Source organism: Caballeronia sp. DA-9 (assembly GCF_051615025.1).
GTDB lineage: Bacteria > Pseudomonadota > Gammaproteobacteria > Burkholderiales > Burkholderiaceae > Caballeronia > Caballeronia sordidicola.
Map to the genome: position 1 here is coordinate 56,349 of NZ_CP195133.1, position 16,398 is coordinate 72,746.

At 58.1% G+C, this 16,398-nt stretch carries 11 protein-coding genes and 1 pseudogene; 6 read left to right on the forward strand and 6 right to left on the reverse strand.

The annotated features are described in order from the left end of the window. Nucleotides 1-287: 287 nt before the first annotated feature. Nucleotides 288-1,817 (reverse strand): cryptochrome/photolyase family protein, encoded by a 1,530-nt coding sequence (locus ACRWA7_RS16430; protein ID WP_438394978.1) that lies wholly within the window; start codon nucleotides 1,815-1,817, stop codon nucleotides 288-290. 215 nt (nucleotides 1,818-2,032) lie between these two features. Between ACRWA7_RS16430 and ACRWA7_RS16435 the strand changes: the two genes are divergently transcribed. Then, nucleotides 2,033-3,280, forward strand: a complete 1,248-nt coding sequence (locus tag ACRWA7_RS16435; RefSeq protein WP_438394979.1) for a tetratricopeptide repeat protein — start codon at nucleotides 2,033-2,035, stop codon at nucleotides 3,278-3,280. Here ACRWA7_RS16435 and ACRWA7_RS16440 read toward each other — a convergent pair. Further along, the gene (locus tag ACRWA7_RS16440; RefSeq protein ID WP_438394980.1) at nucleotides 3,277-6,714 is read right to left on the reverse strand and encodes an AAA family ATPase; all 3,438 of its coding nucleotides are present in this window, start codon (nucleotides 6,712-6,714) and stop codon (nucleotides 3,277-3,279) included. The two genes, ACRWA7_RS16435 and ACRWA7_RS16440, sit on opposite strands and share 4 nt — an antisense overlap. Continuing rightward, a complete protein-coding gene (sbcD, locus tag ACRWA7_RS16445) occupies nucleotides 6,711-7,934 on the reverse strand; it encodes an exonuclease subunit SbcD (protein WP_438394981.1) in 1,224 nt (407 codons plus the stop codon). The genes ACRWA7_RS16440 and sbcD overlap by 4 nt, the downstream gene beginning before the upstream one ends. 212 nt (nucleotides 7,935-8,146) lie before the next feature. Between sbcD and ACRWA7_RS16450 the strand changes: the two genes are divergently transcribed. The 4 genes and pseudogenes from ACRWA7_RS16450 to ACRWA7_RS16465 all read left to right on the forward strand — a co-directional run. Continuing rightward, nucleotides 8,147-8,344 carry a hypothetical protein gene (locus ACRWA7_RS16450; RefSeq protein WP_047895277.1) on the forward strand — a complete coding sequence of 66 codons (198 nt, stop codon included), beginning with the start codon at nucleotides 8,147-8,149 and terminating at the stop codon, nucleotides 8,342-8,344. A gap of 22 nt (nucleotides 8,345-8,366) precedes the next feature. After that, nucleotides 8,367-9,749, forward strand: coding sequence for an ATP-dependent RNA helicase DbpA (dbpA, locus tag ACRWA7_RS16455; protein ID WP_438394982.1), 1,383 nt, complete (start codon nucleotides 8,367-8,369; stop codon nucleotides 9,747-9,749). 99 nt (nucleotides 9,750-9,848) lie between these two features. Then, nucleotides 9,849-10,451 carry a lipocalin family protein gene (locus ACRWA7_RS16460; protein ID WP_438394984.1) on the forward strand — a complete coding sequence of 201 codons (603 nt, stop codon included), beginning with the start codon at nucleotides 9,849-9,851 and terminating at the stop codon, nucleotides 10,449-10,451. A gap of 122 nt (nucleotides 10,452-10,573) precedes the next feature. Further along, nucleotides 10,574-10,879: pseudogene (locus ACRWA7_RS16465) on the forward strand (tetratricopeptide repeat protein); the annotation flags it as partial. Between the two features lie 134 nt (nucleotides 10,880-11,013). On the opposite strand, the gene ACRWA7_RS16470 reads toward ACRWA7_RS16465, so the two are convergent. After that, complete coding sequence (locus ACRWA7_RS16470) at nucleotides 11,014-12,510, reverse strand: IS5 family transposase (RefSeq protein WP_438391677.1); 1,497 nt, start codon at nucleotides 12,508-12,510, stop codon at nucleotides 11,014-11,016. Nucleotides 12,511-12,617: 107 nt separating this feature from the next. On the opposite strand from ACRWA7_RS16470, the gene ACRWA7_RS16475 reads away from it, so the two are divergent. Then, nucleotides 12,618-13,964 carry a tetratricopeptide repeat protein gene (locus tag ACRWA7_RS16475; protein ID WP_438396857.1) on the forward strand — a complete coding sequence of 449 codons (1,347 nt, stop codon included), beginning with the start codon at nucleotides 12,618-12,620 and terminating at the stop codon, nucleotides 13,962-13,964. A 10-nt stretch (nucleotides 13,965-13,974) separates the two neighbouring features. On the opposite strand, the gene ACRWA7_RS16480 is transcribed toward ACRWA7_RS16475, so the two are convergent. Beyond that, nucleotides 13,975-15,339: an MFS transporter gene (locus ACRWA7_RS16480; RefSeq protein ID WP_438394985.1), complete on the reverse strand. Its 1,365-nt coding sequence runs from the start codon at nucleotides 15,337-15,339 to the stop codon at nucleotides 13,975-13,977. Nucleotides 15,340-15,461: 122 nt separating this feature from the next. Further along, nucleotides 15,462-16,394, reverse strand: coding sequence for a 2-hydroxyacid dehydrogenase (locus ACRWA7_RS16485; RefSeq protein ID WP_060817550.1), 933 nt, complete (start codon nucleotides 16,392-16,394; stop codon nucleotides 15,462-15,464). Nucleotides 16,395-16,398 lie beyond the last annotated feature (4 nt).

Consider the following 16,398-nt stretch of genomic DNA (forward strand, 5'->3'; position numbering starts at 1 on the left):
GATTTTCCTGCTTTCTAAGGCGCCGGTTGCTAAGGGCCTCATCCCGGCTCGCACGAGCCCATGGAAAAGCGGTCATTAATTAGGGTTGCACCAAAACGCTACTACTTTGGCGCGAAAGTAGGCCAGTTGCAGGACCTCTGTCACGCCCGACAAGACATCTTTGGCGCAGCTTCATGTAAGCCTTTGATTTTTTGTATGCGCTGTCGCATCAACTGTGGCGCCCTACGGTAGCGATTGATGATGAAAAGCCAGTCACGTTTTATGTGGCTGGCTTTTTTGTTTGTGATTCACAACTCATCCAATCCCCCCCGAAGCTCACGAGCCCTCGCGTCAATCCCAGCCTTCGCGTCACCATCCATCCTGTCCAACTGTTTATAAACCATAACCAGCCGCGAGTTCCCCTTTAACCGCCCGGCATTGCGCTCAAAGAAATCCCAATACAGTGCGTTAAACGGACATGCCGTTTCCCCTAATCTCGCTTTCCGGTCGTAGTGACATTCTTTGCAGTAGTCGCTCATCTTGTCGATATAAGCCGCGCTCGAAGCATACGGTTTCGTCGCCAGTCCGCCGCCATCGGCAAATTGGCTCATACCAAGCACGTTCGGCATCTCGACCCATTCGAATGCATCGACATACACGCCTAGATACCATTCGTGCACCTCAAACGGATTGATCCCGGCAATCAACGTAAAGTTGCCGATTACCATCAATCGCTGAATGTGGTGCGCATGCGCGCTTTCAAGTGATTGCCCAATCGAATGTTTCAGGCATCGCATGTTGGTTTCACCGTTCCAGAACCAAACAGGCAACTTGAGCACATTTCCAAAACCATTCGATTCACGATACTCGGGCATCCGCGCCCAGTACACGCCGCGCATAAACTCGCGCCAGCCGATGATCTGCCGGATAAACCCCTCGACTGCCGGCAGAGAAGCATGTCCATCGCGATACGCTCGCTCCGCACGCGCGACGACCTCGCGTGGATTCAGCATCTTCACATTGAGCGAAAACGACAGCAGCGAGTGAAACAGACGCGGTGCTTGCGTGTTCATCGCGTCCTGATAATCGCCGAAATCAGGAAGCGCAAATTCGATAAACGAATCGAGCTGCGCCAACGCTTCTTCGCGATTCAAAGGCCACGGCAATCGATCTTCACGCGGCTCTCCAAAACTTTTAACACCGGCATCAATAATCTTTTTCCACAGTGCTGAATGATCATGCGCGATGCGTGGATCGCACGGCTCGCGCGGAATCCCACGCCACGATTTTCGATTGTCGTGGTCGAAGTTCCACTGACCGCCGCAAGGGCTATCGTCCGCGTTCATTAGAACGCGATATTTCATTCGCATCTGCCGATAAAAATTCTCCATTAGCCACTGTTTCTTGTCGGCGAAATATTCGGCGGCTTCATTGCGTCGCGTATAAAAATGCTCCGTATCTGTCATTCGACACGGAACGTCTAATTGCTCCGCATATTTAGCCATTTGCTGGTCTACACGCCATTCATCCGGCGCTTGCCATTCGAACACGTTTGCCTGGTAATGACCGATCAGCCAATCGAGATTCGCAGGCAAGCTTTGCTCGTTGTCTGGATCATCAATGCCGAGATAATGCACGCGATGTCCCGCCATTCTCAGCCGCTGCGCGAAGTCGCGCATTGCGGCGAATATTGCGAGGATCTTCTGCGCGTGATGCAAAACATAATCCGTTTCCTGACGCACTTCCATCAGCACGTAGATGACATTGGCGTCCGTTTCCGAAAACCAGCCGTGCAGCGGGTTCAATTGGTCGCCAAGAATCAATCGAAGCGTGGTCATGCTTTATCTCTCCGATGCCTGGTTACGCAACGTGAAATTGTGAAAATCGATCCTTCTTGTCGGCAATGTACGTTGGCGCGTTTAAAGTGGCTGGTTCTTTGGAACGTCTCGGCATTGCTTGATATCCGGCGTGCACAAACGATGCCCGACCACCGGCCAGCTTATAAAAACTCATGAATCCACCCAACTTGCATCCAGCTCGACAGACAGGAGGAATGCGGCAGCCAAGCGCGGCGGCTCAAGCGCGCCTCGGCAAAATCGCGGAAGCATTTCGTGCGGCATGTGCCGCCGGCGATTATCAAAGCGGTGCAAATTTCGCGGCTGAGGCGCTTACCCTTACGCCCGGGAACATGACAATCCTGCCGGACTACGCGTTGTGCCTGATGCGAATTGATGCGTTCGACCAGGCGTATAAAGTCTATAAAAGCATTCATGATGCGCCGGCGAGCCAGCGCAAGCTAGCCGCGCCGACGTGGCTGGATGGTCTGGTTGAAGTATGCGGCTGGCTAGGCAAGACCGAGGAGATGCGTGAATACGGGCTGCGTTCGCTGCGCGCGTCCGACGCCAAATGCAGCGCCAATCCGAGCGGACCGATTCCCGATCATGCGCCGCCCGCATTCAACGCGGCTAACCCTGCTGAAAACGTCATCGCGTATTCATTGTTTGGCGCGAACCCGCGATATTGCGAACCGGCCGTGCTGAATGCCGAATTGACGCGTGAGCTGTTCAAAGGCTGGACGTGCCGTGTGTATCTTGACGCGACCGTTCCCGCACACGTGCAGCAAAGGTTAAAGGACGCGGGTGCGGACGTCGTTTTCATGAGTCCGGATTCGGGTGTTCATCCGCTGATGTGGCGTTTTCAGGTTATCGATGACCCCGCCATCGAGCGCTTCCTTCTTCGCGATGCCGACGCATTACTCTCCGAGCGTGAAGCGGCCGCGGTTCAGGAATGGGTCGAAAGTCCGTATTACTTCCACCTCATTCGCGATTATTTCACGCATACCGAACTGATTCTCGCGGGCCTTTGGGGCGGGTGCGCCGGGATATTAAAGAACGCCATTCAATCGATGCAACGATTCGCCGCCGCAAACGCTGCGAGCGGACGGTTTATCGACCAGCATTATTTGCGTACGAACGTATGGCCGACGCTGCGTAAAAGTGTACTGACTCACGACGATATATTCGGTTTCCACGACGCAAAACCGTTCCCGCCACACGCGCCGAACCGATGGAAAATCGAGAAGTTTCACGTGGGCAGCAATACGAGTTACCAGGCCATAGGCGGCGCTAGCGCACTCGCCAATAACGCCACGCAAAAGCTCGTTTTCAGTTCCGCAGACGGCCAAGCTATATTCGACTACGAAACGTTAGTAAAAAACGGAGAATGGCGATTGGACGTGCCGTTTTTTATCGTGGAAAAGCTGGCCGCGAAAGAAATTGCGGTGCGTGTCGTGGTGCCTTAAGCGCCCACGACCTCCACCGTCGAAAAACCGACTCCCACGCTTTTCGCCACTTTGATCTGCAATGGAATGCGCTCCTTGAGCGCTTCCACGTGACTGATCACACCAATCAGCTTGCCGCTTGCATTCAGTGAATCGAGCGCGTTGAGCGCAATCTCCAATGTCTCGCCGTCGAGTGTGCCGAATCCTTCATCGAGAAACAGGGAATCGATGGACGTCTTGAAACTCACGAGATCCGATAAAGCCAGCGCGAGCGCGAGGCTCACGAGGAAACTTTCTCCGCCCGATAACGTGCGGGTATCGCGGGCGGCATCGCCTTGCCACATATCGAGCACTTCCATTTCCAGTTCGCCCGCAAGCTTTCGGTTAAGCTGATAACGCCCATGCAACTGCATGAGTTGCCGGTTCGCGAGATAGATCAAATGATCGAGCGTGAGGCCTTGCGCAAATTTCCGATACTTCGCGCCATCGGCGGAACCGATCAGGCTGCTCAAGCGTTGCCACAGGTCGTATTGCGTGCGCTGCGTATCGATTTGCATGTATAACGCCTGCTTTTCCACGCGTAACGTATCGTCGCTTTGAAGCTTCGCGCGAAGGCCGCCTTGTTGTTCGCTCAGCGTCTTCATGGAAAAGAGGATTTCATCGAGCACCCGTTGAATCGTTTCGCCATCCTGCTCGGTTTTCGGCTCTTTCAATAATTCGGCGCGGCGGTTTTCAGCATTCGTTCGCAGCGTGCGCACTGTAGTCGATAGTTCATCGAGTTGACGTTTCAGCGTTTGCAATTCGCCGCGTTCCTCGTGCGATATCAGCGCAGCGTTAAACGATTGTTCATCGATAAACACGCTGCCACTTAACGCATTCAACCATGCAAGCGCTGTTTTCTCAGCATGTGCTTTTTCTTCGTTCAAGCGCGTCGTGAGCGTCCGCTCGGTGCCTTCCAGCAAAACGGTCTTATCGCGGGCGATATCGTAGCGTTGTATTGCCAATAAAAACGCTTCAGCCGGATCGCGATTGGGGGAAATGACTTCGGCTTCCAATCCGGTGAAATCCTTTTCGCAAGCTGTCCAGCGCACCGACCATTTTCCAGCTTCAGCCGATGCGGTTTCAAGCGCCTGCCGTGCGCGGTCGGCTTGCTGGTTCAACGCGCGAACACGTTCCGATTCCTTCTGCCACGCTTTCCATTCATCATCGCGTTTGGCGAGCCAGGATTGCCATTGAGTCCACGAATCAAGTCGCGCGTAACCAATAGCGATTACGGATTCATCAAGCACGTGCTCTCTCTCCCGCAACACGCTTTTCAACGCCTCGATTTGATCGGCCGTTTCCTTCAGCGACTTTTCATCCGCGATCTGCTGCTCTTCACTTAGCTTCAGCGCGTGTTGATGTTCGAGTGCATTCCGCTCAGCCACATTCGCCGCGCTCGCGTGCTGCTGGAGCAGGGTTTTCTGTTGATCCACTGCGTCAAGCGTGTCCTGCGCCAACTTAAGCCTGAACGCGTGTTCCTGAACAACCGCGTCGAGCGTGTTGCGATCAACCGATTCAAGCTCAAGTTGCGCGCATATCGATCGCCAACTATCGGCGTGTCGCGCCTCATCTTCGAGCCATGTATCAATGCGCTTTTTAAGCGCGCTTACCAAGGCATTCGATTCGGCGATCGCCACATTCGCGGCAAGAAGCTCCTTGCTTTTTCCAAGCAACGCGAACTCCTTTTCCTTCAACGCATGTTCGGTCGCGGAAGCATCGAGCGTTTGATACGCGCCAATGGACGGGTGCTCCGTCGATCCGCACAAGGGACACGCTTCGTCGGGCTGCAACGCCGCGCGGTGTCCAGCAAGGTCGAGAATGCGCCGCTCCTGATCGAGCAACTTGCGTTTGTCGTGGACTTGCTCAGTCAGTGTCTCGATGTCTTTCGTGAGGCGATCATGTTGCTCGGCCAGCAATAGGCCAGACGTACTTTTCCGCGCCAGTTCTTCACGATCCAACGCCAGTTGCCGCGCCCCGCGCGCGATTGCCTCACCCGTATCAACCAGCTTTCGGAACAGATGCTGCTGGTCTTGAAGCCGCTGGCAACGCGCCTTCAAGTCGGCTTCGTTTTCGCCGTTAAGCGTGCTCAAGATTTTTTCACGCTGCTCGCGTTCGGTCTTGCGAGCGAGTTCCGCCGTCGCCAAAGCGTTAGTTAAGGCGATGCGCTTTGCATTGATTTCGCTGGCCCGTGTATCAATCAGCGAGCGCAAACCAATGCGCTTCCTATCGGTCGCCTCGATGTCATTCAACGTCTGCTGGCGTGCATCGAATTGATGCTGCCAAAGCACGATCTGCTCGCCAAGTTTGCGTCGATGTGGATGCAGATCGAGCGCGGATTGAACGGTTTTGACTTCGGATAAAACTGTGTTCAACGCATGCTGACGAAGCTCCACAACGCGCGCGCCCAACACAGATGCCGATAGCAAACCACGCGCGGCATCAAGCGAAGCGGCATGCTTTTGGTCTTTCGCAATCGCGGATAAACGCAATGTTTCCGCATGCCGATCACGTGCCGATACCATCGCTACATGATCGGCACGAAGCTTTTCCGCAGGCTCACTCGTGGCGAGACGATCAAGCGAAGGTTTGGCGCTGGCGATATTTGTCTCGGCTTGCTGCTGGTCCAGCAGCGCCTGCTCAAGCTGCTTTTCGGCATCCGATAGCGCGATTCTCCACGCGAGCATCGCGCGCGTTTCATCGGCGCGCTTGCCGAGCGCGGTTTCCTGAACGGCCAGCGCGCTGCATTCCTGCCGCAAACCATCGCGCTGCTCTTCAGTCAGCAATTGAACGCCATCGGCGCGGACCAGCAGCGTATCAAGCGCGAGTTTTTCTTCGCGCGTGCGCTCGAAGACATTCCGCGAGATCGTGCCGTAGATATCCGTGCCGGTAAGCTCTTCCAGAAGCTCTGCGCGTTCGTTCGCTTTCGCTTCGAGGAACGCGGCGAAGCCGCCTTGCGCGAGCATCATCGATTTGGTGAAGCGGCCGAAATCCAGGCCCGTGATTTCTTCGACCTTGCGTAGCTTGTCCGCAATCCGCTCGGTCAGGATCGTCCCGTCGAGCCGCGCGAGTTCGACCTTGGGCGCTTGCAAATTGCCATCGGCTTTGTCGCGCGCGCGACGCTGGCTCCAGAACGCGCGATACCCCTCGCCCTTCACCTCGAACTCGACTTCCGCGAGACATTCGAACGTGTGCCGCGTCATCAGCTCGTTCGTGCCTTGCGAAACCGTGTCCATGCGCGGCGTGCGGTGATAGAGCGCGAGACAGATGGCGTCGAGCAAGGTTGTCTTGCCCGCGCCGGTCGGGCCGGTGATAGCAAACAGGCCGTTATCGCGAAACGGCGGCTGGCTGAAATCGATTTTCCACTCACCCTTCAGCGAATTCAGATTGCGCAAACGCAACGATAAAATCTTCATGCTGCATCCGCCGCGCCAATCTGTGCGACCACTTCGCGATACATCGATAAAAGCTGCGAGCGCGTGTTGTCATCAATAGTTTCCGATTGCAGGCGGCGAGCAAAAACGTCGTCAGGCGTCAGTTCGTTCAACGTTTCTTTCGCCTGCGATTGAAACGCGTTCGCAGCGGACGAGCGCTCACGCCGAACGCGCAACACTTCAACGGGCATGTTCTCCGTTATCTTCTGGATATGCGTTTGCAGATCGCTGAGATAGTCGTCGGCGCGGACCACGATTTCCAGCCATATCGTTTCGCCTGCAGCCGCTTGGGACGCAGCCGCCGAGACCGCGGCATCGAGCTCTTTCAACGATCCTCTCACCGACAAAAGCTGTTGAAAGCATGGAACGTGAAGCGTGGTTACGCTCTTGAGCCCATCGCTGGAAACATCCACGAGCAACATTTCTTTCTGCTGCCGCACTTCATCGAAGCTCAGTGCAATCGGCGATCCGCTATAACGGATGTGCTCAAACCCGCCAACTTTTTGCGGCCGATGAATATGCCCGAGCGCAATGTAATCCGCCGCTGGAAAAGCCGCGGTCGGAAATGCTTCCAGCGCGCCGACATATATTTCGCGCACCGATTCGCTCGCGCTCGCGCCGACCGTTGTCAAATGTCCCGTCGCGATGATCGGCAAATGCGCGCCGAGGTCCGCACGCTTTTGCTCAGCTAACGCAAACAACGCCCGATAATGCGCATGAATCGCGTCCTGCAGCGACTGCTGTTTATCGCGTGCGCTTTGTCCCGCGATGCTTTGCAGAACATCGCGCGGACGGATGAATGGGATTGCGCAGACAATCGCGCCGGGATGGCCGTCGCGCGTATTGAGCACGCGAACCTGCTCGTTCGGATCGTCCTGCACGGACGGAATCACCACGGTATTCAGCGCCGTCAGCAAATTGCGGGATTCTTCAAGCACGGCGACCGAATCATGATTTCCCGCCAGCAGCGTCAAGCCCACGCCTGCGTCACGAAGCGCCAGAATCAGCGAGTAATACAGTTCGCGTGCGTAACTTGGCGGCGCGCCGGTATCGAAGATATCGCCGGCTATCAGCACCGAATCCACCGCATTCAGCCGCGTCTGCTCGATCAACCACGCAATCAGCTTCTGATGTTCGGCTTGCCGTGAATGCCCGAGAAAATACTGGCCGAGGTGCCAGTCCGAGGTGTGCAGGATTCGCATCGATAGGACGGGTTGGACATTGTTTTAGTGAATGCCAGTTTAACGGATCGATTTGCCCCGCAAGGGGCGAAGAATCGTGAAAGCGCCGTAAAACGATGCAATCGCACCGTGTACGCGTACACTTCGGCTTCTATTGCGCGAAAACAGCGCGCGCCGGCCGGTCCGGCGCCCTTTTTCAGGCTGCAACCCCATCCATTACGCTCAATTCAATCATGTTTATCTGCCGAAACCAGCCGTGCGGCGCCGAATGGCAACTCGCCGACGTGCTCATCAAGAATGAAGGCCAGGGCCTGATGTTCCGTTGCCCCATGTGCGGCGCGCGCAACAAGGTGCTGCGCCACGACGCACCCGACGGCACCATCACCTACGAGCAGGACAATTCGGTCCCGCCGAAACCTGCGGCGAAGTAAGAACAAGTAACAACACAAGCTCATGACCACGCCAACTTCATTCAGCGCCTTGCCGCTGTCGCCAGCAATGCTGACGAATCTCGAGCAGCTCGGTTATCTCACGATGACCCCGATCCAGGCCGCAAGCCTGCCGCTCGCGCTTGCGGGTCACGATCTCATCGCGCAGGCCAAGACGGGTAGCGGCAAGACGGCCGCGTTCGCGTTGCCGCTGCTGGCGAAGATCGACCCGAAGCTTTTTTCCGTGCAGGCGCTCGTTTTGTGCCCGACGCGCGAACTCGCCGATCAGGTGACGCAGGAAATCCGCCGGATAGCGCGCGCGGAGGACAACATCAAGATCCTGACGCTGTGTGGCGGCTCGCCCATGCGCCCGCAGATCGCAAGCCTTGAGCATGGCTGCCATATTGCCGTGGGCACGCCGGGCCGCCTGATGGATCATCTGGAGCGCGGCACGCTGGCATTGAGCGCGCTGAAAACTCTGGTACTCGATGAAGCCGACCGCATGCTGGACATGGGTTTCTTCGACGACATTGTCGCGGTTGCGAAGCAATGTCCGAAGGAACGCCAGACCTTGCTGTTCTCTGCAACGTATCCGGAAGGCATCGCCAAGCTGAGCCAGCAATTCCTGCGCAAGCCGCAGGAAATCAAGCTCACGGAACAGCACACGAATTCGAAGATCAAGCAGCGTTTCTACGAAGTCGACGACAACGAGCGTCTCCACGCGGTAGGCCTGTTGCTCGATCATTATCAGCCGGTCAGCACACTTGCGTTCTGCAACACGAAGCAGCAATGCCGCGATCTGCTCGATGTGCTGGTGGCGCAGGGTTTTCATGCGCTCGCGCTGCACGGTGAACTCGAACAACGCGAACGCGATCAAGTGCTCGTGCAGTTCGCCAATCGAAGCTGCTCGGTGCTGGTCGCAACCGACGTGGCGGCGCGCGGTCTTGACATCGCGCAACTGGAAGCGGTGATCAACGTGGATGTCACGCCCGATCCCGAGATCCACGTCCATCGCATTGGCCGAACGGGCCGCGCGGATCAGGAAGGCTGGGCGCTGAGCCTTGCCAGCATGGACGAAATGGGACGCGTCGGTACGATTGAACAGGCGCAGAAAAAGGAAGTGGAATGGCACAAGCTGAGCGAGTTGACGCCAGCGAAACCAGGCCATTTGCAACCGCCCATGGCGACGCTGCAAATCCTTGGCGGCCGTAAGGAAAAGATCCGTCCCGGCGATGTCCTCGGCGCGCTCACAGGTGACGCTGGTTTCGAAAGCTCGCAGATCGGCAAGATCAACGTGACGGATATGGTCACGTACGTGGCGGTATCGCGGGATATTGCGGACAAGGCGGTGAACCGGTTGTCCGCCGGAAAGGTGAAAGGCAAGAAGGTAAAGGTGCGCCGGATCTGAAGCGCCGGGTCCGCATTTTGCGCTACGGTTGATTCCGTGAAACCGGTCAGGGCGGATATGCGTATCAATGCATATCCGCCTTTATACCTTGGTGCGCATATGGTCCGTCCTGCTCGCATTGTCATTCTTTTGTCCGCGCTGATGTTTGGCTTGAGCGCATGCATTTCTTCCCCGCCGAATCCGAATCCGCGCGCCACGAGCGAAGAGATGCTCGCGCCTTCGGTTGATTTGCCGCGTTATATGGGCCGCTGGTACATCGTTGCGAATATTCCGTACTTTGCCGAGAAGAATTTCGTAGGCAGTTACGCCGAATGGAAATTGCGCGATGACGGCAAGATCGACGATTCCTATTACGCGCACGAAAATACATTTGACAGCCCGCTGAAGCATTATCAATTCACGGATTCAATTGTTCCCGGCACAAACAACGCGCAATGGAGCGTACGGGTTTTCTGGCCTATCTACGCGACTCAAAAGACGCTTTATGTTGATCCGGATTATCAATATACGATCATTGGATATCCCGATCGCAAGCTCGGCTGGATCTTCGCGCGTTCTCCGACCATCAGCGATGCAAAATATCGCGAACTTCTTGGCCGGCTGGATGAGATGGGCTACGACACATCGCGGTTTCGCCGCGTGCCGCAATTGCCGGATCAGATCGGCATGCCGGGTTTCCATTCGCCCGGCCAAAAAGAATGACCTGCTCTTGCCGAAACGCATAACTTCAAACCCGGTAACAAGGGATCGGACTGATCCGATAGCTGGTGGCTAAAGCGCGATTTAGCATGAACAGGTTATCCACTTCGTTGAATACGCCTGCCATGAATCAACTTTCCGAGCCGTTTTCCGTAGCGTTCAGTAACCATCAGGCCGGTCTTTTGGCCGACGCCGAAAACGGTTATCGGACAGTTCTTGAGGCGCGCCCGGATCACGTGGACGCGTTGCATTACCTCGGCGTTTTGCTGCATCAACGTGGCGAAAATGAAGAGGCGGCGAAGCTGATGGATCGTGCCCTTGGCCTTGCACTGCATGCATCGGCATGCTGGAGCAATCGCGGGTTGGTGGCAGCGGCGCTGGGTGATCTCCCTTATGCCGTGGAATGCCATGAGCGCGCGCTTGTCATCGATCCCGATTTCACGAACGCACGCAATAACCTTGGCGTGGCGCTGCAAAAACAAGGTCTCTTCAACGAATCCATTGAGCAGCACAAGACACTGCTCGCTCAAGACCCCGATTTCTTCGATAGTCAGACCTGCAAAATTCAGTTTGCGCGACGAGCGGAGCCGACGGCGCAGTCTATCGGCGAAGCGAAGCTGGCCCGTCGAAAGCGGTCGCGATGCAGGAGTAATGGATGTGGCGTGACATTGACGAGCCAATGCAGCGACGCGAGGATAAAAAATATAGGCCTCAGGCCTAGGCGGACGATTGCGCGCAGTAACCAGCGCAAGTTATAGCCAGCAGCACACAGCACCGCGTGTAGCGCATCGCCGGTTTGCCCCTTGAGCCAGCAACGCCGCATGCCGTGGTCGTGTTTCACATGGCCGATGATCGGTTCGATCGCCTGCCGTCGCTTGAGCCAGCGTCGCTGTGTGCGGGTCAGTGTCTTGTGTTTTCCTCGATGAATCAGGTGTACTGATGATACGTCGGCATCGACACCGCGAAACCCGAGATCGGCCAAGACGGTCTTCGGCTGCACTGTACCGGGCACATCCTGCAGCAGAATGGAACTCTGTTCGAGTTGTTCGGCCAGCGTGTGGCCATCGTAAGGGTTGCCGGGGAACGCCCGCGCACCGATGATCAACCCTTGCTTCTCCGTAATCGCGAGACTGACCTTGACACCGAACTCGTAGGGCTGTCGGGCTTTGCCCTTGCCGATGCATTCGACTTCCGGGGCATGTAGCGCGTAGAGCTTGCCCTTATCCTTGGGCCGCTGTCGGCAGATGCGCCAAGCTCTCTCAAGCCAGACGCGCAACTGGGCCTGTCGCTCACGCGTGGCGCCCATCAATTTACGCTCGATGTCGCGCAGCAACCGTCCCAGCACGGTGCGTTGGCGTTTGAGCACCCGTCGCAGGCGCTTGAACTGTTTGGCGTGCGCATAGCCACCAGCTCGACGACGCAGGCTTTTGCCTTCGCGCTCATACGTCTGCTTCAGTGTCAGTCCGGCGCGTTGCGCCAACTGCACGAGTCGGGCCCGTGCCACTTCAAGCAGGCGGCTGTCGGTCGGATACGCGATCGCCTTCTCCTGGACCGTGGTATCGACAATCACGCGCTCAAATTCGACCGGTGTAACCGCCTTCATCTGCACCGCGGCCGCGATCGTCGTCGCCAGCAACTCTTCGACGCCCGCTTCGCCCAACGCTTGACGAAACCGTACCAGGTTGGTCGGGTCACACGGCAGACGCGGCTGGAAATAGTCCTCGCCGCAGAAGTACTGGAAATACACGCTCTCTGCCCAGCGCTCGCACACCGACTCGTCGCTTTCGTTGTATGCGTGTTTCAAATACAGCAAACCCACCATCAACCGGACGGACAGGCGCGGACGCCCTGCAGCGCTGACACCAGCACCCGCGAGCTTCGGCGTCACGCCGAACAGATCAACCTCTGCGCTCATCCGCCCTTCGCGGGCACGGCGCTCGAACATCGGCGTCAACGTCGCTTCGATCGACGACCATGGCATCCGGTTAGCCAGTACGGCGAGCGGGTGACGCAAATCGATCATCGCGTCCAGGCGGCTGCAGAAGAAATCGGGCGTGCTCATCGGCAGTTCTCAACTCCCAGAAGATATGCCAATTCCATATTGATTCTGGGAGTTTTGCAACCCCTTGCTCACGCCCATTCCCACACCGCCTCTAGCTTCACGCCATTCTGCAAGGCCGACTCGATAGCCGGCTAAATCTCGGCGGCGCCTTCGCAGCGGCAAAGCGCTACGAAGAAGCGCTGGAGACTTATCAGGAAGCGCTTCGCCGCAATCCGGACAGCTTCGAGGCGCATTTTGGCAAAGGCAATGCGTTGCGTGAGCTCAAGCGTTTCGACGAGGCGGTGGCGAGCCTGAATCGTGCATTGGCTTTAAAGCCGAATCACTTCGAGGCGCGTGTGAACCTTGGCACAACGCTTGGGCTTCATGGCCGGTTCGTAGAGGCGGAAGCGGCATACCGCCAAGCGCTGACCTTACGCGATGACCCGCAGATTCACGCGTGCGTGGGCGCGGCTCGCGGTTCGCAAGGCCTGTTCGAGGAAGAGGAATCGCACTATCGGCGCGCGCTTGAACTTGCACCCGATCACGCCGATGCACAGCACAACCTGGCGTTGCTAGAGCTAAGACGCGGCAATTTCAAGGAAGGCTGGGCGCTTCATGAAGTGCGCTGGCGCTCGAGCAAATATCAGCCGATAAGCGTTCCAGGCGTTCCGGAGTGGCACGGAGAACCGCTGCAAGGCAAGACGCTGCTGGTTGTGGGAGAGCAGGGACATGGCGACATGATCCAGTTCGCACGTTATGTGACGGTGCTTGAGCAAATGGGCGCAACCGTGGACATGTGGGTGCCGGAGAACATCGTGGAACTGGTGAAGAGCGTGCGCGGTGTTCGCCGGGCAGCGTATCGCGGTCCGACACATGGGTACGATTACTGGACGCCTTCCATGAGCGTGCCGCATCATGTGTCGCATCTCGTTCCCGGCGCGCTTGCTGACATACCGTACATGAGCGTGAGCGCGGAACGGATTGGCATGGGCCCAACCCGCGTAGACAAGCTGGCCGCCGGCCGCAGGAAAATTGGGATTGTATGGGCGGGCAGTCCGACTTTCGGCAACGATCAATTCCGTTCCATGCCGTTCTCCGCGCTTTCGCCTTTGGCGGATGTGCCGGATGTTGCGTGGTTTTCGCTGCAAAAGGGCGCGGCGCGCGATCAGCTTTCGAGTCCGGATTGCGCTCTGAAACCGTACGATCTAACTGAAGATCTCCGCGATTTCGCCGATACCGCCGCGCTTATTGAACAACTCGATCTGGTGATCACGGTCGATACCTCCGTTGCGCATGTGACGGGCGCGCTCGGCAAGCCCGTATGGGTGTTCTTGCCGGCGAACAACGACTGGCGCTGGATGATGAATCGCGACGACAGCGTGTGGTATCCGAGCGCGCGGTTGTTCAAGCAGACCACGCTCGGTGACTGGACCGAGCCCGTGACCAAGGCAAAAGCGGCGCTGATGGCGATGTAAAAAGCGCCGCTTATTTGGTTGCGGTTTGCATCGGTTCGCCGGGTTTGTCGCGGGTAATCAGGCGCAAGCCGCTCGCAATACTTGCCACGCCCGCGAACCCCGCGCCAAGCGCGAGCGCCAGCGCCGGTCCGCGATGACCTGCAATGCCGAAGCTGAGTGCTACCAGTGCGGCCCCGGTCGCCTGGCCGACCAGCCGCGCCGTCGCGACCACGCCGCTCGCGCCGCCGCTTCGCTCGCGCGGCGCGCTCGCCATCAGCGCTTTCAGGTTCGGCGACTGGAAGAACCCGAAACCCGCGCCACAAATCGCCATGCGAATGCAGATATCGAATGCGTGGGGATGTACCGGCAACAGCGCCAGCGAAGCCATTCCCGCGCACATGACCGCCAGGCCAACGCCGCCAAGCAAGCCAGGCGGGTGCCGATCCGACAAGCGGCCGGCCACCGGCGCGAGCAACGCGACCATCACGGACCACGGCGTCATGAGGAAACCCGTTTCAACCTGGCTGCGCCCGAGCACGCTTTCGAAATAAAACGGTAGCGACACGAACGCGAGCCCTTGCGCCGCGAATGAGCAAACAGCGGTAGCCGTCGATAACGCGAACATCGGCCGTTTGAACAGATCGACGGGAAGCATCGGCGCGGGGTGACCGCGTTCTCGACGCAACATCAGGGCGCCCGCGACCACGGTTACGCCGAACGCCATCAACACAATATGCGTGGGCGCGCGCTGCGCCGCCTCGCCGAGCGCGAACACCAGCGCGGCGAAGGTCACCACATTCAAGCCGGCCGCCACGCGATCGAAACCGTGTGTGGTGCGCGGCGTTTCAGGCAACGCAGACCAGCCGATAAACAATGCCGTCAAGCCAATAGGCAGATTCACCGCGAACAGCCAGGGCCACGTGCCAAGCGAAAGCACGATCGATGCAACCGTTGGCCCGACCGCGAACGATATCCCCACAATCAACGCATTCAGCCCGAGTCCACGCCCGAGCCGGTGATGAGGATAAATCGCGCTGATCAGCGCCGTGTTCACGCTCATGACCGCGCTCGCGCCAATTCCCTGCAGCAACCGGGCGGCGGTGAGCGTGGGCAGCGACCACGACAACGCGCAGGTCAGCGACGCCACGAGAAACAGGATCAAGCCGCCCAGATAGATTTTCCGATGCCCGACAATCCCGCCGAGCGCCGCGAACGGCAAGAGCGTGGCGACCATCGCGAGCTGATACGCGTTGATGATCCAGACGGAAGCGGCCGGCGTCGCGTGAAGATCGTGGGCGATGGCGGGAAGCGCCGTGTTTGCGATGGCGGTATCGAGCGTGGCAAGCGATACGGCCAGCAGCATGGCCGCCATGCCGCGGCGTTGCTGCGCGGTCATGGGGGCATCGGGGAGAAGCGTGGTTGGGTCGGGCACGGTTTTGAGATGGAAGCGAGATCGGCGGCAAGACCGACACGATACGGGATCGCGGCAAAGCTCGCCGGGCGACCCCGCGCGAGCTTTCAAACAGGTGTCAGTACAGGCATGCCGGCGAAGTGGCAGGTGGCGTTATCGACGAACATCTGCACCGACGCCGCCACGGCTTCCGGCGACCGGCCGCCCACGTGCGGCGTGAGGACCACGCGCTCCGAGCCGGTCAGCAAGGCTGGCGGCGCCGGTTCGCCCTCGTACACGTCCAGCCCCGCGCCCGCGATCACGCCGCGTTCAAGAGCATCGGCAAGCGCGGCGGTATCCACGACGCTGCCGCGCGCCACGTTCACCAGATATCCGCGCGCGCCTAACGCGGCGAGCACGTTGGCGTCGATCAGATGTTTTGTTCCCGCGCCACCCGGCGTCGCGACCACGAGGTAATCGGCCCATTGCGCAAGCGCGGTTGCCGAATCGAAATATGTGTAGTTCACGTCCGCGTTCGGTTGCCGATTGTGATAACCGACTTCAATATCGAATCCAAGCGCGCGTTTTGCGACCTTCCTGCCGATATTACCCAGGCCGATCACACCGAGTTTCTTGCCCGAGAAGTTCGGTTGAAACGGCAGTTCGTCACGCCAGACGCCTTCGCGGCACGCGCGGTCGAGCGCCGGGATCTGCCGAACCACGCCGAGGAGCAGCGCAAATGCGTGATCGGCGACGCAATCGTCGTTCGTGCCCGCACCGTTCACTACTACGATATTGCGTGCCCGCGCGGCGTCCCGCGCGATGTTCTCGTAGCCCGCGCCCAGTGCGCCGATCAGTTCGAGTTTCGGCAACCGGGCGATCGATGCCGCGTCCAGGCCCACGGTGCCATTGGTCAGCACGGCGCGGATTTCATCGGAGTGGTGCGTGAGGGCGTAATCGAGTTTTGTTTGATCGAGGGCGTTAATGAGCTTGAAAGCCGCCGATACGGTTGCGTAGCTGTCGGCCTGAAGTGGGATCAATACGAGAACGGTGGGAAGCATGTCA